This is a genomic window from Nonomuraea angiospora, from assembly GCF_014873145.1.
GTDB classification, from domain to species: Bacteria; Actinomycetota; Actinomycetes; order Streptosporangiales; family Streptosporangiaceae; genus Nonomuraea; species Nonomuraea angiospora.
In genome coordinates, this window is sequence record NZ_JADBEK010000001.1 from 8,153,310 (window position 1) to 8,172,401 (window position 19,092).

General features: G+C 70.6%; 19 protein-coding genes. 12 read left to right on the forward strand and 7 right to left on the reverse strand.

Translation table 11 applies throughout. The annotated features are described in order from the left end of the window. From kdpB to H4W80_RS37340, 6 genes are all read left to right on the forward strand, one after another. Window positions 1–2,097: a potassium-transporting ATPase subunit KdpB gene (gene kdpB, locus H4W80_RS37315; protein ID WP_192789356.1), complete on the forward strand. Its 2,097-nt coding sequence runs from the start codon at window positions 1–3 to the stop codon at window positions 2,095–2,097. Then, window positions 2,097–2,918 carry a potassium-transporting ATPase subunit C gene (locus H4W80_RS37320; RefSeq protein ID WP_192789357.1) on the forward strand — a complete coding sequence of 274 codons (822 nt, stop codon included), beginning with the start codon at window positions 2,097–2,099 and terminating at the stop codon, window positions 2,916–2,918. The genes kdpB and H4W80_RS37320 overlap by 1 nt, the downstream gene beginning before the upstream one ends. Continuing rightward, on the forward strand, window positions 2,915–5,461 hold the full coding sequence (locus H4W80_RS37325) for a DUF4118 domain-containing protein (protein ID WP_192789358.1): 2,547 nt from the start codon (window positions 2,915–2,917) through the stop codon (window positions 5,459–5,461). Before H4W80_RS37320 ends, H4W80_RS37325 begins: the two co-directional genes overlap by 4 nt. Continuing rightward, a complete protein-coding gene (locus H4W80_RS37330; protein WP_192789359.1) occupies window positions 5,458–6,126 on the forward strand; it encodes a response regulator in 669 nt (222 codons plus the stop codon). Before H4W80_RS37325 ends, H4W80_RS37330 begins: the two co-directional genes overlap by 4 nt. Window positions 6,127–6,251: 125 nt before the next feature. After that, window positions 6,252–6,512 (forward strand): SAV_915 family protein, encoded by a 261-nt coding sequence (locus tag H4W80_RS37335; RefSeq protein ID WP_192789360.1) that lies wholly within the window; start codon window positions 6,252–6,254, stop codon window positions 6,510–6,512. Between the two features lie 147 nt (window positions 6,513–6,659). Next, window positions 6,660–7,058, forward strand: a complete 399-nt coding sequence (locus H4W80_RS37340) for a hypothetical protein (RefSeq protein WP_192789361.1) — start codon at window positions 6,660–6,662, stop codon at window positions 7,056–7,058. Window positions 7,059–7,062: 4 nt separating this feature from the next. Here the strand turns inward: H4W80_RS37340 and H4W80_RS37345 are convergent, their stop codons facing one another. From H4W80_RS37345 to H4W80_RS37355, 3 genes are all read right to left on the reverse strand, one after another. Continuing rightward, window positions 7,063–7,230, reverse strand: a complete 168-nt coding sequence (locus tag H4W80_RS37345; protein WP_192789362.1) for a hypothetical protein — start codon at window positions 7,228–7,230, stop codon at window positions 7,063–7,065. An 84-nt stretch (window positions 7,231–7,314) separates the two neighbouring features. After that, window positions 7,315–7,944 (reverse strand): ArsR/SmtB family transcription factor, encoded by a 630-nt coding sequence (locus H4W80_RS37350; protein WP_192789363.1) that lies wholly within the window; start codon window positions 7,942–7,944, stop codon window positions 7,315–7,317. Further along, window positions 7,944–8,435 carry a cupin domain-containing protein gene (locus tag H4W80_RS37355; protein ID WP_192789364.1) on the reverse strand — a complete coding sequence of 164 codons (492 nt, stop codon included), beginning with the start codon at window positions 8,433–8,435 and terminating at the stop codon, window positions 7,944–7,946. The genes H4W80_RS37350 and H4W80_RS37355 overlap by 1 nt, the downstream gene beginning before the upstream one ends. A gap of 142 nt (window positions 8,436–8,577) precedes the next feature. On the opposite strand from H4W80_RS37355, the gene H4W80_RS37360 reads away from it, so the two are divergent. Further along, entirely contained in the window at window positions 8,578–10,833 is a 2,256-nt protein-coding gene (locus H4W80_RS37360; protein ID WP_192789365.1) for a WD40 repeat domain-containing protein, read from the forward strand. Here H4W80_RS37360 and H4W80_RS37365 read toward each other — a convergent pair. Beyond that, window positions 10,830–11,081, reverse strand: a complete 252-nt coding sequence (locus H4W80_RS37365) for a leucine-rich repeat domain-containing protein (protein ID WP_192789366.1) — start codon at window positions 11,079–11,081, stop codon at window positions 10,830–10,832. The two genes, H4W80_RS37360 and H4W80_RS37365, sit on opposite strands and share 4 nt — an antisense overlap. A 94-nt stretch (window positions 11,082–11,175) precedes the next feature. Here H4W80_RS37365 and H4W80_RS37370 point away from each other — a divergent pair, with 94 nt between their 5' ends. The 4 genes from H4W80_RS37370 (at window position 11,176) to H4W80_RS37385 (ending at window position 15,665) form a co-directional block, all read left to right on the forward strand. Then, entirely contained in the window at window positions 11,176–11,934 is a 759-nt protein-coding gene (locus H4W80_RS37370; RefSeq protein WP_192789367.1) for an NUDIX hydrolase, read from the forward strand. Then, a complete protein-coding gene (locus H4W80_RS37375; RefSeq protein ID WP_192789368.1) occupies window positions 11,931–13,067 on the forward strand; it encodes a 5'-methylthioadenosine/S-adenosylhomocysteine nucleosidase family protein in 1,137 nt (378 codons plus the stop codon). The genes H4W80_RS37370 and H4W80_RS37375 overlap by 4 nt, the downstream gene beginning before the upstream one ends. Window positions 13,068–13,203: 136 nt before the next feature. Further along, a complete protein-coding gene (locus H4W80_RS37380) occupies window positions 13,204–13,569 on the forward strand; it encodes a hypothetical protein (protein ID WP_192789369.1) in 366 nt (121 codons plus the stop codon). Next, on the forward strand, window positions 13,566–15,665 hold the full coding sequence (locus H4W80_RS37385) for a hypothetical protein (RefSeq protein ID WP_192789370.1): 2,100 nt from the start codon (window positions 13,566–13,568) through the stop codon (window positions 15,663–15,665). Before H4W80_RS37380 ends, H4W80_RS37385 begins: the two co-directional genes overlap by 4 nt. 61 nt (window positions 15,666–15,726) lie before the next feature. On the opposite strand, the gene H4W80_RS37390 is transcribed toward H4W80_RS37385, so the two are convergent. From H4W80_RS37390 to H4W80_RS37400, 3 genes are all read right to left on the reverse strand, one after another. Continuing rightward, complete coding sequence (locus tag H4W80_RS37390) at window positions 15,727–16,524, reverse strand: hypothetical protein (RefSeq protein ID WP_192789371.1); 798 nt, start codon at window positions 16,522–16,524, stop codon at window positions 15,727–15,729. Further along, window positions 16,521–17,282 (reverse strand): GntR family transcriptional regulator, encoded by a 762-nt coding sequence (locus H4W80_RS37395; RefSeq protein WP_192789372.1) that lies wholly within the window; start codon window positions 17,280–17,282, stop codon window positions 16,521–16,523. The genes H4W80_RS37390 and H4W80_RS37395 overlap by 4 nt, the downstream gene beginning before the upstream one ends. A gap of 75 nt (window positions 17,283–17,357) precedes the next feature. Further along, window positions 17,358–18,188 carry a phosphotransferase family protein gene (locus H4W80_RS37400; protein ID WP_225963870.1) on the reverse strand — a complete coding sequence of 277 codons (831 nt, stop codon included), beginning with the start codon at window positions 18,186–18,188 and terminating at the stop codon, window positions 17,358–17,360. Window positions 18,189–18,417: 229 nt separating this feature from the next. On the opposite strand from H4W80_RS37400, the gene H4W80_RS37405 reads away from it, so the two are divergent. Then, window positions 18,418–19,026 carry an SLAC1 family transporter gene (locus H4W80_RS37405; RefSeq protein WP_192789373.1) on the forward strand — a complete coding sequence of 203 codons (609 nt, stop codon included), beginning with the start codon at window positions 18,418–18,420 and terminating at the stop codon, window positions 19,024–19,026. Window positions 19,027–19,092 lie beyond the last annotated feature (66 nt).

A 19,092-nucleotide genomic window follows, 5' to 3' on the forward strand; every position in this document is an offset into this window, starting at 1 on the left:
ATGTCATCCCCCGCGCTCAAGAAGGCGGAGCGGAACGGCCGCGTGGGCGGCGGTCTGCTCGACCCGAAACAGCTGCTGACGTCGCTGCCGGACGCGTTGAAGAAGCTCAACCCGGCGACGCTGTGGCGTAACCCGGTGATGTTCATCGTCGAGGTCGGCGCCGTGTTCACCACGGTGCTGGCGATCCTCGACCCCTCGTTCTTCGCCTGGGCCATCGTGGTCTGGCTCTGGCTGACCGCCGTCTTCGCCAACCTGGCCGAGGCCGTCGCCGAGGGACGCGGCAAGGCGCAGGCGGCCACGTTGCGCAAGGCCAAGACCGACACTCAGGCCCGCCGCCTCAGGAGCCGCGCGTCCGCGGACTGGGACGTGGTCGCGGCGCCCGAGCTGCGGCAGGGCGACTTCGTGATCGTCGAGGCCGGGGAGACCATCCCCGGCGACGGCGACGTGGTCGAGGGCATCGCCTCGGTGGACGAGTCGGCCATCACCGGCGAATCCGCCCCGGTGATCCGCGAGTCCGGCGGCGACCGTTCGGCGGTCACGGGCGGCACCAGGGTGCTGTCCGACCGGATCGTCGTCCAGATCACCCAGAAGCCCGGCGAGAGCTTCATCGACCGCATGATCGCCCTGGTCGAGGGGGCGAACCGGCAGAAGACGCCGAACGAGATCGCCCTCAACATCCTGCTGGCGGCCCTGACGATCATCTTCCTGGTGGCCACCGTCACCATGCAGCCGCTGGCCATCTACTCCAAGCTCACCAACCCGGGCGTGCCCGACTCGCTCGCGCTCACCTCCGACGGCGTCGCCGGCGTGGTGCTGGTGTCGCTGCTGGTGTGCCTGATCCCGACCACGATCGGCGCGCTGCTGTCGGCCATCGGCATCGCGGGCATGGACCGCCTGGTCCAGCGCAACGTGCTGGCGATGAGCGGGCGCGCGGTCGAGGCCGCCGGCGACGTGTCCACGCTGCTGCTGGACAAGACCGGCACGATCACCCTGGGAAACCGGCAGGCGTCGGAGTTCGTCCCCGTGGAGGGCGTCACCGAGGCCGAGCTCGCCGAGGCCGCGCAGCTGTCCAGCCTGGCCGACGAGACCCCCGAGGGCCGCTCGATCGTCGTCTTCGCCAAGCAGCGCTACGGCCTGCGCGAGCGGGAGATCCACGGCGCCGAATGGGTGCAGTTCACCGCCCAGACCCGCATGTCCGGGGTCAACCTGGGCGAGCGGCAGGTCCGCAAGGGCGCGGCGACCGCGGTGATGAAGTGGGTCCGCGACCGGGGCGGCCACCCCACCGACGAGGTCGGGCACATCGTGGACGGCATCTCCGGCTCCGGCGGCACCCCGCTGGTCGTCGCGGAGAAGGGCCGCGTGCTCGGGGTCATCCACCTCAAGGACGTGGTCAAGCAGGGCATGCGCGAACGCTTCGACGAGATGCGCCGCATGGGCATCCGCACCGTCATGATCACCGGCGACAACCCGCTGACCGCCAAGGCCATCGCGGACGAGGCCGGCGTGGACGACTTCCTGGCCGAGGCCACCCCCGAGGACAAGCTCGCCCTGATCAGGAAGGAGCAGCAGGGCGGCCGCCTGGTCGCGATGACCGGCGACGGCACCAACGACGCCCCCGCCCTGGCCCAGTCGGACGTCGGCGTGGCGATGAACACCGGCACCTCGGCCGCCAAGGAGGCCGGGAACATGGTGGACCTCGACTCCAACCCGACCAAGCTGATCGAGATCGTCGAGATCGGCAAGCAGCTGCTCATCACCCGCGGCGCGCTGACCACGTTCTCCATCGCCAACGACATCGCGAAGTACTTCGCGATCATCCCGGCCATGTTCGCGGCCGTCTACCCGGGCCTGGACGCCCTGAACGTCATGCGCCTGGCCAGCCCGCAGTCGGCGATCCTGTCCGCGGTCGTGTTCAACGCCCTGGTCATCATCGCGCTGATCCCGCTGGCGCTGCGCGGCGTCCGGTACCGGCCCTCCAGCGCCTCCAAGCTGCTCTCGCGCAACCTCTACGTCTACGGCCTGGGCGGCATCGTCGCGCCGTTCGCCGGCATCAAGATCATCGACCTGTTCATTCAGTTTCTTCCGGGGATGTCGTAATGGACCGTCTACCCAGCTGGCTGCGCCGGCATCTGGCCGCGATCAGGGCCGTGGCCGTCCTGACCGTGCTGCTCGGCCTGATCTACCCGCTGGCCACCACCGGGATCGCGCAGGCGCTGTTCAACGGCAAGGCCAACGGCTCGATCGGGCGGGCCGGCAGCGCGATCATCGGCCAGTCCTTCACCGACGCCGGCGGCAACCCGGTGAAGAAGTACTTCCAGTCCCGCCCGTCGGCCGCCGGCGACGGCTACGACCCGACCTCGACCGGGGCGAGCAACCTGGGCCCCGAGGACGTCGTCGATGTGCTGCCGGTGCCGGGCGCCGAGGGCAGGCAGTCGCTGCTGACGCAGGTGTGCGCCCGGTCCAAGGTGGTCGGCGAGCTGGAGGGCGTCAGCGGCGCCCGCCCGTACTGCACCCCTGACGGGGTCGGCGCGGTGCTGAAGGTCTTCCCCGGCAGGGCGGTCAGCGTCAACCAGGCCTGCCCCGCCGCCCCCTTCGTCGCCACCTACCAGGGGCTGAAGGTGGAGTGCGCCAAGCCCGGCGAGGACTACGCCGCCGGCCGGACCGTGCCCGTGCGCGGCGAGGTGGGCAAGGTGCCGGTGCCCCCCGACGCGGTGACCGCCAGCGGCTCCGGCCTCGACCCGCACATCTCCGTCGCCTACGCCGAGCTCCAGGCGCCCCGCGTGGCCAGGGAACGCGGCCTGCCCCTCGACAGGGTCAAGGCGCTTATCGACGAGAACACGACCGGCCGGGTGCTCGGCTTCATGGGCGAACCCGCCGTCAACGTGCTCGAACTCAACCTGGCGCTGGACCGGTCATGAGCCGGGGCCGCCTGCGGGTCTACCTCGGGGCGGCGCCCGGGGTCGGCAAGACGTACGCGATGCTCAGCGAGGGCCGTCGCGGCATGGAGCGCGGCCGGGACGTGGTCGTGGGCTTCGTCGAGACCCACGGCCGCGCCCGGACCGCGGCCCTGCTGGACGGCATGGAGGTGATCCCGCGCCGGACGATGACGCACCGGGGCGCGACGTTCACCGAGCTCGACGCCGACGCGGTGATCGCCCGCGCCCCCAAGGCGGCGCTGATCGACGAGCTGGCCCACACCAACGTGCCCGGCTCGAAGAACGTCAAGCGCTGGCAGGACATCGACGACATCCTGGACGCCGGGATCGACGTCATCTCGACGGTCAACATCCAGCACCTGGAGTCCGTCAACGATGTCGTCCAGGAGATCACCGGCGTCCCGCAGCGCGAGACCGTCCCCGACGAGGTGGTGCGCCGCGCCGACCAGGTCGAGCTGGTCGACATGTCACCGGAGGCGCTGCGCCGCCGCATGGCCCACGGCAACGTCTACGCCCCCGCCAAGGTCGACGCCGCGCTGTCGAACTACTTCCGCGTCGGCAACCTCACCGCCCTGCGCGAACTGGCCCTGCTGTGGGTCGCAGGGAAGGTCGACGACCAGCTCGACCGCTACCGCGCCGAGCACGGCATCGCCACCACCTGGGAGGCGCGCGAGCGGGTCGTGGTGGCCCTGACCGGCGGCCCCGAGGGCGACACGCTGGTACGCCGGGCGGCCCGCATCGCCGCCCGCACCAAGGGCGCCGACCTGCTGGCCGTCCACGTCACCAGCGCCGACGGGCTGACCGGGGCCGATCCGGCCGGGCTGGCCCGCCAGCGGACGCTGGTCGAGAGCATGGGCGGCACCTACCACCAGGTCGTCGGCGACGACATCCCCCAGGCGCTGCTCGACTTCGCCCGCGGCGTCAACGCCACGCAGCTGGTCCTCGGAGCGTCCAGGAGAGGCCGCTTCGCGCAGATCTTCTCCCGGGGCGTCGGCGTGGAGACCACGGCGCGGTCGGGCTCCATCGACGTCCACATGATCACGCACGACGAGGCCAAGAAGGGCCGCCGCCGGCCCGCGCGCACGCGGGCCGCGCTCACCAGGAAGCGCCGCCTGACCGGCTGGGCGCTGGCGGTCGCCGGGATGCCGCTGCTGACGGCCCTGCTCGCGCCGTTCAGGGACGTGCTGTCGCTGCCCAGCGAGATCCTGTTCTTCCTCTGCCTGACCGTCGGGGTCGCGCTGGCCGGTGGCATGTGGCCGGCCATCACCGCCGCCATCGGGGGATCGCTGCTGCTCAACTGGTATTTCACGCCGCCGATCGGCGAGTTCACCATCAACGATCCGGAGAACCTGTTCGCGCTGGTCGTGTTCGTGCTGGTCGCGGTGGCGGTCAGCTCGATCGTGGACCTCGCCGCCCGCCGTACCAGGCAGGCCGCCCGCGCGAGCGCGGACGCCGAGCTGCTGGCCACGCTGGCCGGGCACGTGCTGCGCGGCGAGGCCGCGGTGCCGTCCCTGATGGAACGGATGCGCGAGACGTTCGGCTTCACCTCGGTGACCCTGCTGGAACGCCGGCCCGGCGCCGGCCGCACGCCGGACCACCGGTCTGACCCGGACGCCTGGCGGATCGTGGCCACCTCCGGCGGCGCCCCGCCCACCTGCCCGGGACAGTCGGACACCGACGTGGTCATCGACGACGACATGATCCTGGCTGCCAGGGGCGGGCCGATGGACGCCGCCGACCGTACGGTGCTGGAGTCGTTCGCCGCGGAGGCCGCCGTCGCGCTGCGGCAGGAGCGCCTGCAGGAGGCGGCGGAGCGGGCCCGCCCGCTGGCCGAGGCCGACCGGATGCGCACGGCGCTGCTCGCCGCCGTCAGCCATGACCTGCGTACGCCGCTCGCCTCGGCCAAGGCGGCCGTGGAGAGCCTGGGCAACACCGACGTGGACTGGAGCGACCACGACCGGGCCGAGCTGGTCGACACCGCGAAGGAGTCGCTGGACAAGCTGGACCGCCTGGTGGCGAACCTGCTGGACATGAGCCGCCTGCAGGCCGGCGTGCTCGGCCTGACCCCGGAGCCGGTCGCGCTGGAGGAGGTCGTCCCCCGCGCGGTCGACGACCTCGGCCCGGTGCGCGACCGCATCGAGGGGGACGTCTCCATCGAGCTGCCGGAGATCGTCGCCGACCCCGCCCTGCTCGAACGCGTCCTGGTCAACCTCATGTCGAACGCGGTCCGCTACAGCCCGCCGGACGAGCCGGTGCTGGTCACCGCGAGCCGGCACGGGGAGCACGTCGAGATCCGCGTCATCGACCGCGGCCCCGGCATCCCGCCCGAGGCGCACGACCGCGTCTTCCAGCCGTTCCAGCGGCTCGGCGACCGCGACAACCACTCGGGCGTCGGCCTCGGGCTGGCGCTCTCGCGCGGCCTGGCCGAGGCGATGGGCGGCACCCTCGTACCGGAAGAGACACCAGGGGGAGGTCTCACCATGATCCTGACCATGCCCGTCTCGTCGCGGGCGGTGCCGGCGTGACCCGCATCCTCGTCGTCGACGACGAGCCCCAGATCCTGCGCGCGCTGCGCATCAACCTCGTCGCCCGCCACTACGACGTGGACGTCGCCGCCGACGGCGCCGCGGCCCTGCGCGCGGCCGTCGACCTGCCGCCGGACCTGGTCATCCTCGACCTGGGCCTGCCCGACCTGGACGGTGTCGACGTCATCCACGGCCTGCGCGGCTGGACCGCCATCCCGATCATCGTGCTGTCCGGGCGGGCCGGCAACCAGGACAAGATCGAGGCCCTGGACGCGGGCGCCGACGACTACGTCACCAAGCCCTTCGGCATCGACGAGCTGCTGGCCAGGGTGCGCGCCGTCACCCGCCGCACGGCCATCCAGGAGGCGGAGCCGGCCCTCATCCAGCTCGGCGACCACGTGGTCGACCTGGCCGGCAAGACCGTCACCGGCGACGTGCGCCTGACCCCGACCGAGTGGCAGATCCTGGAGATGCTGCTGCGCCATCCCGGCAAGCTGATCAGCCAGCGGCACATCCTCACCGAGGTGTGGGGCGCCAAGTTCGTCAAGGAGACGCAGTACCTGCGCCAGTACATGGCCCAGCTGCGCCGCAAGCTCGAACGCGACCCGGCCCACCCCGCCCACCTGATCACCGAGCCCGGGATGGGCTACCGCTTCGTGCCGTGACCTCGACTGGCGCGGTGGTGTCAACGGGGCGTCAGGCGTGCGTCTGGAATGCGTATCGGTCGAGCAATGTCGCCGGTGGCGGTTCTAGCGTCTGCTGCGTACGACTTCTCGCTGGAAGGAAGCAGATGTCAGAGCCCCGATTGTTCGTCCCCGTCAGGGTGGGCACGTGTGCCTCGGCCCTGCGGCTGTTCCGCACGGCCTCGGGCAGGCGGACGGCGGTCGCGTTCACCTCGGCGCTCAAGCTGGCCGACGTCCTCGGGGTGGAGCAGCCGTCGGTGCTGCTCACGGTGCCGGCGCTGCGCTCCATGATCGCCGGGCTCGACGTCATCGGCCTCCTCATCGACCCGGCGGGCACGATGGCCGGGCCCGCGAAGCACGTGGCCTGACCGGTCGCCGCACCGCGTGAACAACGCGTCGACGGCTGTGGTCAGCGCGAAGTAATGCCGGAGTAGATCTCGCCCCCGCGGGCCCGGGCGGGTTTTATGAAATTGCTGCCACAGAGAGGATGGTCGATGCGCGGGCGTCCTGTGGAGATGCTGCTTCCCGCCGGGTTCGTGTGGGCGGTCGGCGCTTGCGTCGTCGCCGCGCTGGCTTTCTCCGAGGCAGCGGCACGCATCATCGTCATGGCGGTGGCGGTCGCTGTGTTCGGCGCCTGGGCGCGGCGCTATTTCGCCGCGCTGGCGACGGGCGCGATGTCGTGGTGTTTCGCAACGGGCTTTCTGGCGCATCCCCAAGGCCAACTGGCCTTCGGCGCCGACGACCTGCTCCGGCTGGCCGCGTTCACCGCCGTGGCGCTCGTGGGCTGCGCCTGGGGGTACGTGCGCGGTGCCCGCCGCCGGCATCGCCTGATGCGGGCGGACCCGCGCCGTGCCCCCGTGATGCTCGGGCGATTACACGGGCGTCCCGAGGAGCTGCCGCACGAGGCGCAGTGATGGTTCAGACCTTCTCGATCAGGTCCTGGATGCCCTGGAGGACGGCGTCGGCCCCTTCGACGTGGATCCAGCCGTGCGAGGCGTTCTCCAGGACGCGGTTCTCGCCGCGGGAGACCGAGGCGGCCAGATCGGTGCAAATGGCGCGCTTGGCCTCGTTCTGCCGGCGCAGCATCTCGGCCGGCAGGTACAGCTCCTGGCCCGGGTCGATGCCCTGGGCGGTGGGCCTTACCGGGCCTCGCTACGGCCTTATCGCGCTTCACCGCTGTTGCCAGCCCAGGTAGCCGCCGTCGAGGGGGTGGGCCGCGTGGCCGTGCTCGCGCAGGACGCGGACGGCCTCCGAGGACACCGCGCAGTACGGCCCGCCGCAGTACGCCACGATCTGCCTCTCCCCGGGCAGCTCGTCCAGGCGTTCGCGCAGCTCGGCCATGGGCAGGGAGATCGCCCCCGGCACGTGCCCGGCCGCGTAGTCGGCGGCCGGGCGCACGTCCACGACCAGCGTCCCGGGATCGGCCAGGCGGGAGGCCAGCTCGTCGGCGGTCACACCCTCAAGGGGCCCGAGCCGCGCCCGTACGGCGTCGCGCAGCTCGGCCAGCCGCTCCTCCGCGAACCCCCGCAGCTCCGCCAGGAACCGCGACACCCGCTCGTCCGCCAGCCGGTAGTAGACCCGCTGGCCCTCCTTCCTGCTGGTCACCAGGTGGACGGCCCGAAGCTGCTGGAGCTGGGCGGAGGTGTTCTTGAGCGGCACCCCCGCCGCCTGGGCCAGCTCCTCGACCGTGTGCTCGCGCTGGCCGAGCACGTCCAGCAGGCGCAGCCGCACCGGGCTGGCCAGGGCCTTGCCGATGCGGGCCAGCTGCTGGTAGATCGGCTCCTCCGGGGACTCGGACATCAGACCATGTACTGGTCGTGACGCAGGAACAGCTCGGTCCACTCCTCGGGGCCGAGCTGCCGCCCGGTGTTGGAGATGTCGGCGAGCTCCTCGAAGTACGCCTCGCGGGGCGCGCCCGGGGTGAAGAGGATCAGCATCGAGGCAGGCTCGCCCGACTCGTTGCGGAAGGCGTGCACACCGCCCTCGGGGACGAACAGGAAGTCGCCGGGCCTCCCCTCGGCCCACTTCTCGCCGTTGAAGAGCCGGATGGTGCCGGACAGCACGTAGAACGATTCGGTCATCGTGCGGTGGAAGTGCGCGCCGGGACCGGACGGGCGCGGGCCCATCTCCCACCGGTACAGGCCGAACGCGCCGTTCGTCGAGCCGCCCGTGCCGAGGTAGTGCACCTGCGTGCCGCTGGCCATCGACAGGTCGGTCGGGGTGTCCGCCGTGCGCAGGACGCCACTGTGCTCGCCGGCCTCTGCCAGGTAACGGGGCTCGGGGTAGGACATGACCACTCCTTCTCACATTCTAAGGAATTTTAGAATATATCCCTCCTCCCGGCCGGCCGGATCACGATTTGGCGAAGCGCGCCGCGTCTCAGCGATCACGATCACTAGGTTCTGACCGAGCGCGAGGAGAGGAGCAGCGCCGATGCCGCTCGATCTCACCGCACTGCACGAGGCGGAGCTCCTGCGCGGCGCGCTCCGCGGGCCCTGGCCACCGGCCGTCCTGCGCGCTTGCCGCCGGGCGCTCCCGCGGCTCCTCGCTCTCCCCGGTCCCGAACGGCTCGAGTTCCTGCGCGCGACCGCCGCGGCCGAGGAGCCGGAGGCCCTGGCGGCACTGGCTGAGGCAGGGCCGGGCATCTGGGCCCTGGCGTGGGAGACCGGCGAGCGGCCCACGGCCTTCCACGTGTGCCCGGCCCGGCACGACGGCCCGGTCCGGGCGGTGGCGGTGGGCGAGTTCGGGGGCCGTACGTTCGTGGCCAGCGGCGGCGACGATCATGTGGTACGGCTGCGCGACGCGTTCGACCAGTCGGGGCCCGATCTGGAGGGCCTCACGGCGAGCGTCCGCGCCTTGGCGTTCGGCGTGGTGGACGGCCGCCCGCTGCTGGCCGGCGGCGATCACGACGGCACCATCCGTACCTGGGACCCGCTCACCGGAGCGCGCGGGTTCGCCCGCGAGACGGCCGCGGGCCACCCGTCGGCCCTGGCCTTCGTCGCGGCCGAGGGCGGGCGGGTGCTGCTCGCCGTGGCGATCGGCTACGACGATGACGAGATCCTGGCCGCCGACCATGACGGGCGCGTCGACCTGCTGGACCCGGTCACCGGCGAGCTCGTACGTGAGCTGCGTGCGGAGTGGGACGAAACGGTGCTCGACCTCGCGGTGGCGAAGCTGGGCGAGCGGGCGGTGCTGGCCTCTCTGGGCTACGACGCGCTGTACGTGTGGGACCCGGCCACCGGCGAGCGGCTGGGCAGCGCCGGACTGAGCGAGGTCTGGCCGGACCTGGAGAACGAGGGGTTCGCTCCGCCCCTGCTCGTGGGCCAGTGGAACGGGCGGCCCGAGATCGGGGTGGTGGTCCGGATCGAACACCCGCCGGACTACACGGTGCAGAGCCGCGAGGCCGTCTACCTGAACCTGCAGAACCTCGCCGACCGGGCCCGCGGCCGGGGGTTCGACCGCGACCAGGGTCCGGTGGCCATGACCACCCATGCCGGGCAGAACGTGATGCTCGTGGCGAACCACACCGACACCGGCCGGGCCTGGGAACGGCCCGCGCAGGCCGTGATCACGTACCTGGGCGGCAGGACGGACGTCTACCTGGACGCCGACACCCGCCTGATCACGTCCGCCGCGTTCGGGAGCCTGGAGGGCGGCCTCTGCCTGGCCACGGCCGGGCTCGACGGGACGGTCCAGCTCTGGGACGCGCGGACGCCGCACGAGCACCGGCGGATCGGCTACGGCGGCTCGGGGCTGGCGCTGTTCACCACGGCGCAGGGCGCGCCCGCCCTGGCCGTCGGCACGCACAGTGACACCGTGCTCGTCGTGGACGCGGCGAGCGGAGAGAAGATCGGCTCGGTGGGCTGCCGCCAGAGCGGCCGCGGCCACGACTGCGACCTCTCGCCGTACGACCACTGCTGCCGCGGGCTCGCGGCCGGGAACGTGGCCGGTCGGCCGTACCTCGCGAGCAGCGGCTGCGCCGCCTACGGCACCATGCTGTGGCAGCCGCTGAGCAAGATCCGCGGGATCGCGCGCAAGGACGACGCCACGGGCGGCCGGGTCACCTTCGGCACCCTCGACCACTCCTCACCCACCGCCCTCGCCTTCGGCGAGGCCGACGGCCGCGTGCTGCTCGCGGCCGGAGCCGAGGTGTGGGACCCGGTCACGCAGGAACGCGTGGCCAGGCTGCCCAGGTGGGGGTTCGCGCTGAGCGAGAGCGCCTTCGGCCGGGCCGGGGACCGGCCGGTGCTGGCCACCCGGCGCGACAACGAGGTGGATCTCTGGCACCCGCTGACCGGCCGCCACCTCCAGGTGCTCGACGTGGACGACACCGGCGAGGGGCTGGCCATGGGCCGCATCGCCGACCGCGACGTGCTCGCCGTCGGCAGCGGGAAGTACGTACACCTGTGGGACACCGCCGCCTGGGAACGCCGCGAGTGGATACCGCACACCTCGACCGTCACCTGCCTGAGCCTGATCGAGCACGGGGACCGGGCCCTGCTGGTGACCGGGACCGAGGACGGCACGGTGACCCTCTGGGACCCCGTCTCCCAGCGCCGCCTCGCCGTCCTGGGCGCGTTCGCCCGCCCGGTCCGCTCGGTCGCCGCGACGACCGTCCGCGGGAGCCTGCACGTGTACGGCCAGTCCCACTACGGCCGCGTGCTCGCCTGGCGAGTCGACGCCCCCTAGCTCCCCTCTTCCTCCTCGACCAGGTGCAGCGCCCATTCCTGCACCTCGCCCAGGTTGTTGCCGGAGGCGTCCAGCTCCTCCAGCGAACTCAGGCCCGCCAGGCTTTCCGGCAGCTCCCACAACTCGTTGTCCGCGCCGAACCATTCGGGAACCACGGTGATGTGGTTGTCGCTCAGGTCGAGCACGTCGAGCGAGCCGAAGCTCCGGCGGCATCCTACAGATCTTGAAGGCTGTTCGTGCCGCGCCACGGCCGCTCATGGCTGAGATCAGGCCATTACTGTCCGTGGGAATCGATGCCCTCCAAGACTTCCTGTCGATCTGACAAAAAGCTATGGTGTCCTCATGCACGCCGAACAATGGGAGCCGCCGGCCGTCCTGCTCGCGGTCGATCTTGTGATCTTGACCCTCCGTGACGCACGCCTCCACGTACTGCTCGTCGAACGCGGGATCGAGCCCTACAGGGGCGCGCTCGCCCTGCCGGGAGGATTTCTGCGCGACGAGCACGAGGGCATCGAGGAGGCGGCGCGGCGGGAGCTGTCCGAGGAGGCCGGGCTGGTCGACGTGCATCTGGAGACGCTGGGGGTGTACGGCGAGCCGGGGCGCGACCCCAGAGGTCGCGTCGTGTCCATCGCCCACCTCGCCATCGCGCCGCGCCTGCCGGAGCCCGTCGCCGGGACCGACGCGGCCGGCGCCTGCTGGACTCCGGTGGAGGACGCCTTGTCCTCCGGCGTGGAGCTGGCGTTCGACCACAGGCAGATCATGTCCGACGGCGTCGAACGCGCGCGCACCAAGCTCGAGTACACCGCGCTCGCCACCGCGTTCTGCGGCGAGACGTTCACCATCTCGGAGCTCCAGCAGGTGTACGAGGCAGTGTGGGGGATCCGGCTGGATCCCCGGAACTTCTACCGCAAGGTGCAGGGCTCACGTGGCTTCATCGTCGCGGACGGCCCGATGCGGCGTACGGCGAACGGCCGCCCCGCCCGGCTCTTCAGAGCGGGTCCGGTCCAAATGCTGAATCCCCCCATGGTCCGTTCGGCCCATGTCATGCCGCAGGGCGGCTCGGCGGTTCAGACCCCAGCCGAGGGAGGCGGGCAGGCATGAACGAGCGTCCCATCGCGATCCTCACCGCACTGGACCTGGAGTATCAGGCCGTCCTGAGGCACGTGGCCGATCCGCGGCCGCATCGCCATTCCGCCGGCACGCGGTTCGAGGTCGGCACGATCGCGGGTGGCGGGTGCCAGGTGGCCTTGGGACTGGTCGGCAAGGGAAACCATCCCGCCGCGGTGCTCGCCGAGCGGGCTATCGCGGAGTTCGCCCCGTACGCCCTGCTGTTCGTGGGCGTGGCCGGGGCCCTCTGGCCCGACGTCGGCCTGGGCGACGTGGTGGTCGCGACTCACGTGTACGCGTACCACGGCGGCACCAGCGAGGACGACGGGTTCAAAGCGCGCCCGCGCGTCTGGGAGATCGCGCACGAGCCGGATCAGATCGCCCGCCACCTCTACAGGAGCGGATCCTGGAGCCGGCGCCTGCCCGAAGGGGCAGCCGTGCCGAAGGTGCGCTTCGGGCCCATCGCGGCCGGCGAGGTGGTGCAGGACTCCAGGATCTCCGCGCACGCCCAATGGGTCCGCCAGACGTACAACGACGCGCTCGCCATCGAGATGGAAGCCGCCGGTGTGTCGCAGGCCGGCCATCTCAACAGGTCGCTGCCCACGGTAGTGGTGCGGGGCATCAGCGATCGGGCGGACGGCACCAAAGTGACCAGCGACGGAGCCGACTGGCAGGTGAGGGCGGTGGCCAACGCGGCGGCGTTCGCCATCGCCCTCGCCCAGGAACTGGCTCTGGAGCCGCACCACCGGCGATCTGCCGATGCGGCGGGGAACGGTAGGGCCGAGAGCGTGCGGATCATCGCCCGCGGCCACGCGCACGTGGGCGTGCAGGCGGCGAACATCTACGGCGACATCTTGATCCCGCAGGCATCCGGGGGTGTTCTCGATCCTGCGGCCCAGCTCATGGAGCTTCGCGACAAGCTCAGAAGGGCGCTGAAGGCCCACGAGTTGGACGAGGTCACCTTCGCCGCGGCGGAGGAAGAGATCGCCGTCGCCACCGCGTACCTGTCGGAGCGCGCCGGGCACGGCACGGAAAAGGCGAGGATCGCGCTCAAGAGACTGCGGGGCCTGCTCGGCGACGTCGCCGAGCTGGCCTCGTACGTGTCATCCGTCATCTCCGCGCTTTGAGGCGTCCGACGAGCCCCTGACGCCGTGAACAACTGGCTGAGATTCCTCGTAACCAGTTTGCAAGGCCCGTACAGCTCCTTTTGTTCGATGGGTTCATCGACATACAGAGTCGATGAACGAGGCTGGGAGGTAGCCGATGTCGGAGCGGTATAAGAACGTCGCCGAGGGCAACGCTCGCGTCGGCGCACAGATCGGCAAGGTCGTGGGGAATGTCACCGTCGGATCCGCGCCACCCCGTGAGGATGATCTACAGGTCAGGGTGGCCGAGCTGCGTGCGGCAATGCGCCGATCGGTCGCGTCGGGAGCCCTTGAGGCCGAGGTCCACGAGGCGGCGGAGGCCGAATTGGCCGAGGTCGACGCCTATCTCAGGCGCGGGGGGCAGGAGCGCCACGGGAAAATGGTGCTCGCGCTGAAGAAAGTGCGGGGCCTGCTCGGCGACGTCGCCGACCTGGCGTCGATCGCCGCCGTCGTCCTCGCGGTGGGCCAGGGGCTGAACCGATGAACGGCGGCTGGCACGGCGCCACCAACGTCGCTATGGACGATGCGCATGTTGATGCGCAAATAGGCTATTTAAATGGAAATGTCACCATATATACGGTGGCTCCGAGTGATCCTCCGCAGCGTAAATACCAGGTCGGGCTCGCCTATCTCAACGGAGACATGCCCCGTAGGGCGGAGCAGCTGATCGAGGAAGCGGCGATGCACGGTCACGAGTCCAACGAAGTGGCCTATTACTGGGTCCTGGCGACGCTGAGCGATCGCACGCTGGACCATCTCGGGGAGCCCGAGTTCGCCCATCTGGCGGCCGCCGGTGCAATGGCCGTGAAGTTCCCGCGCGACCCATGGCGGCAGGCGTTCGAGGTAGTGACCGAACTTACTCACTGTATCGCCGAGGACGATTCTGAACCGCTCGACGACAAGCGCATGTCCGCCGCGATCGAGGCGTACCAGGCGCTGCCGAGGGAGCGGCAGGACGAGATTCACCGCCACCTCGAAATGGTCATGGGCGGGTGGATCCAGGATCGGATCGAAGCCCTGGAGAGAGACCATGTGAAGGAGATGCGCGTCAGTGGTCGTCGTCGGCACCGGGTCTGGAAGTTCTTCGAACCCGTCCCCGAGCCGCCCAGGAAGATCGTGCGGCCCAGGCCCGTGCTGGAACCCGGCAAGCGGTTCAAGGTCATCAGCGGCGCCGTGCTCGGCGGGCTGGGGGTTGTCTGGATGGTCGGCCTCATGGCAGCGGACAGCCCCATCGGCCTGGCCGTCGTCCTCGCGCTGGCCGGCGCCTGGTTGATCGCCACCTTCAAGGTCGGCCTGCCACAGCGCTCCACGGACAAGCGCCCACCGCCGACGTGGCGGCACGCGGGCTTCGGCGCGGAGGTCTCGGCCAGCGTTGACCGCTGGTTCGACAAGTCGGGGCCGTCCGATCCTGTTGCGGCACGGCAGTGGCAGTGGGCCAGCACGCCGGTGCGGGCGGCGCTGGCGGCCGACCTGCTCCACCTGTACGGCGGTGACCAGCAGTCGGTGGGCCCGATCAGGTGGCTCATCAAGTGGTACGCAAGGAACGCTGCGCAGCAATTCCACGACGGCGTCCAGCTGACTCCCAGCGGCCCACCGGCCGCCGTCGTGGCGGGAAACGCAGCACTGGTGCTCGCCGGGCTGATCGCGCTCGTCGGCACGGCGACCGCCAGCTTCCTCGGCATGCTCGGAGTCAGTCTTCTGCTGGGCCTGGCCGCGGCTATGGCCTGGTCCGACACGTTCGACTATCTCGCGGCGGTCATCCGCCATCCGCGCGACAACGAGGAGTTGCACCGGCGGTTCATCGCCGAGCAGCAGGAGTACGAGCGCTGGTCCGGCGTGCTGGCCGACCGGCCCACCGACAGCGAGATGGCCGCGTGGCTGGATTACGACAAGATGATGATCAAGTCGCAGGCCCTGAAGGACTACGGCCTGAGCAACCGCGACGTCATCGCGCACCTCACACTGACCGAGGCCGATGACCCCTGCCTGCGCGCCCGCGTCCGGTACGGTCCGCTTCGCTACTCGGCCTACAAGGTGCTGCTCTTCCTGCTCACCGAGGGCGGCGTGCGGCAGGTCACCGTCAGACTCGACTTCGCCACGGCCACCACGCACGACGAGGAGCGCACCACATTCAGGTACGAGATGATCGCCTCGGCAAGGGTCGTAGAGGCGAGCGTGCGCTTCGAACACGGTCGCCGGCAGGTGATGACCCGCGACAAGATCCGCCCGTACGAGCAGCCGAACCTGGTCTTCAGACGGGCCTTCCAGCTCTCGCTTGTCAATGCCTCCTCCATCGAGGTCCTCATGGACAACTACGAGGAGGGCCTGATCGACCGCGTCCAGGAGAACATCAATTACCTGTACGCCCTCGCGCTCGACGTCTCGGGCGTGACTGGAGCACTCAGGATCCTGGAGGCGGTGTCCGCGGAGGGCAGGGAGTGGCTCACCCACGAACGCGACCGTCGCCGGCGCAGACTGCGCGACTTCAGAGAAAGCCAGAAACTCCCTGGCGCCGTCGGCACGCAGCAGCTGCCGATGATCCTGCCCGGCATGCGCGACGAGGTCCCCACAGAGGACTGAGCCCCATACCGCTGCCAGGCTCCGTCGCGGCGACGGTGCTCGGGCACAGATCACCTGCTGGCTAACGTGACGGCAGGTCCACCAGGGCAGGCTGGGACATCGTGCGTCGCTCTGCCGGGAAGAGCCGGTAGATCGTGTCACGGAGCGCCTCGTCCCGTACGGAGACGACGAACTCCTCGGGCGTGCTCCCGCACAGCCGGCGCAGCTCAGGCGACTCGTCCAGAAGGCACTGGATCAGCGCCCGCTGATCCGCGAGCCGTCTGGCCTCGCCGGTCTCGTCCACCAGACACCCATGCCTGCCCACATAGACGAAACAGGACGGGAGCGGGCCTCCGGAGTCGAGCGTCACGGGGTGGCGCTCGGCGGGCAGGCGGCGACGCCAGTAGTTCGGCTCGGTGAGGTCGAGCACGGCCAGCTCGCGTTCGTCGAGCCAGAGCACGAAGAGCCGCGAGGTCTCGCCCGGGGCCTCCACCGGCACGGCCGGCACGTAGCCCCACCGGTTGACGTGCGCGGAGACGCCCGGAGCGAGGCCGTCCACCTCGGCCGGCGTCATGGGGATGACCGGCGGGATCCCGCGGCCGGCGAACTTGCGGCGCAGCTGGCCGGGTGAGGCGTTGGAGCCCACGGCGACGACCGGGTGGCGCTCCGACATGGGGGAGCGGCCGAGGCGCGCCAGGAGCTCGCCCAGCGTCTCGTCTCCGGCCTGCCAGTCGTCCGCCGGGGCGGACTCCTCTAAGCCCAACTGCAGGTACGCGCCGTCCATCAGCACGCCGGAGGTGGCAGGGGCGCGTCCCGGGTAGGTCAGCGGTTGCGTCATGGGGTCGCCGTGGAAAAGGTCCACGGCCTCGGCCATGGTCATGAGGCATCGAGTTCGTAGACGAGCGTGTGCCGGTCTCCGGGCGCGACCGTGACCATCACGCGCACCGGCCGGCCTTCGGCGTCATAGCCGGTGCGCATGTGCTCGGCCACCGGCGTGCCCGCAGGCAGCCCCAGCCGGGCGGACTCGTCCCTGGTGGGCATCCGGACCTGGATCTCGTCCACCAGCCGTCGCTGGGGGTGACCGATGGACGCGAGCAGGCCGCCGGGGGCGCTCACGTTCTTCGGCCGCATCAGCGCCGTCCCTCTGGCCAGGTCTTCCGGGAAGTAGCTGTCGGCCAGCTGGAAGGGAAGGTCGTCCACGTACCGCACCCTGCGCCGGACCACGACAATGTCCTGGTCGGGGTCGAGATCGAGGCGTTCGGCCACCGCTTTCGGCGGGATCTCCAGGCCGACGCTCACTTCCTGCAGGGGGACGCGGCCCTGGTCCTGGACCTCGGCCGCCCACGCGTCCGCGTCGGCACGGTGGCTCGCCCGGCGCTCGAAGTGGGACAGGCGCCAGCGCAGGCGCGTCTGCGAGCGCACGGTACGGCCGCGGCCCCGCCCGCTGCTGAGCAGCCCCTCGTTGGTGAGCTGTTGCAACGCCTGTCGCACCGTCTGACGCGACACGCCATGTCTGTCTGCCAATTCCTGCTCTGGTGGCACCGTGTCTCCTGGTGCCAGTTCGCCTCGCTCTATCGACGTGCGCAGGGTGTCCGCGACGCGTTCGTACAACGCGCGGGGGTCGGGTCCGGCCGGCACTTGAGTTCTCCTTGGACGACTTGTACGTACTCACCGTACCAAGAGACCCTATGGTGACCGCAAAATCACAGACTGTTAGGAAGACGAATCGAGCCAGGCGACGATGCTGCGCACGTACCCGTCGACGTTCGTCAGCGGACGGCCGTCGAGGATCCCGACGAGATGCCCGACCCCGAACGGCGCGTCGTAGGCGCGGGCGCGCCGGTAGGTCTCGGGGTCCACGGCCAGCCTGACGGTGTCCCAGCCGTGCCAGGCCATCAGGGCCGCGTCGACGGCGGGATCGAACAGATGGGCCTGGTCCCAGTCGAGGACGCCGACCAACCTGCCGTCCCGGCCCCAGTGCACGTTGGCGCCGCCCAGGTCGCCATGGACCAGCGCATCCGGTACGGCTTCCAGAGCCGCCGCCGCCTCCAGGCGCCTGCGGCACTCGTCCCGCCACCTGTCCGGCAGGCGCGGCACCACCTGCCCGGCCAGAACCTCGGCCCAGCCCTTCTCCCTGGGGGCGTTGAGCAGTTGCCTCAGGCGCGGCGTGACGGGGACCTCGCGCACGGCACGCAGCAGCTTTCCGATCTGATCCGGGTCGCCCTGCCCCTCGGGCTGCTCCTCCCCGTGGATCCACGAAACGGCGACCGCCGCGCGCTCACCGAACCGGGTCACGGGAGTGAGCGGCTCCGGCACCGCGAAGGGCAGCCCGGCGTCCGCGATCTCCCGCAACACCTCCATGCGGCGCGGCATCTCCTCCGCCGACGACGGCCGCTTGCTCACTCGTACGGCCGCTGTGCCCGGGACGAGCACGACGTGATGAAGATTGCCCTCGGTGATGCGGGCGGCGTCAAGGGAGCGGCCGGGGAGGAGGGCGTCGGCGATCTCCAGCAGTTCGCCGGCGGACATGGGGGTTTCGGTCATGTTTTTACCAACATGCTCTGGGACCACCTCATTGCACGGACCTGAGCGGAGGAGCCCGGTGGCTGTCTGATCTTGTTCGGCATGGATCACGCATGTGACATGGGCATGGGTTCTCAGGGTAGGTCGAACCTCCAGAGGACAGGATCCATGACGTCATCCAGACGACCATGGTCAGCGTCAGCGAATTCGCAGAGGGCGCGCAGCCGCCGGTATTCGCGGTGGGGGCTCGATGAACACGCGAACAGTTCAGCGTCAGGTCGGGATCACCCCGAACATGTTCGGGATCTCCTACGGGTTGGCTGGTCTGGCCACCTGCTGGGGGTATGCGGCGATGCTGGGGGTGGTGCCCGGACTGGTGGCCGACGTCCTGTTCATCGTCACCGCCGTCGTGTGGCTGGTGCCGCACGCTCTCACCGCCGGCCGATGGCTGTTCAGGCTGATGTTCCGCCCCCGGCTGCCCGCGCCACTGCTGCCCACCCTGGCCATCGAGATCGCGCCGCCCGCTCTCGCCGGCCTCGCCTACCTGGTCATCACGCACGACAGGTTCGACGCCGTCGCCCTGGTGTTCGGCGGCTTCACCGCGCTCGCCGTCATCGTCCAGCTCCGGTTGATCCCCGTGTACCGCCGGCTGGCGTTCGGCCCCGCGTTCTGGTCGTTCGCGTTCCCCTACGCCGCCGTCGCCACCTTTGCCCTGCACTGGATCAAATACGGAAGACCCGTCGGATACACGGTGTGGGCCTGGGTCGTACTGCTCGCGATCACAGCGTTCATCGCCGTGCTCGTCGCCAAGACAACGGCCGCCCTCGCCCGCCGTAGGTTCCTGCCCCAACTCCAGTGACCGCGAGTACCGCGGTCACGGCATACCAGCCGAGCAAGCAATCTCACGCTCGCCTACATCCGGCAA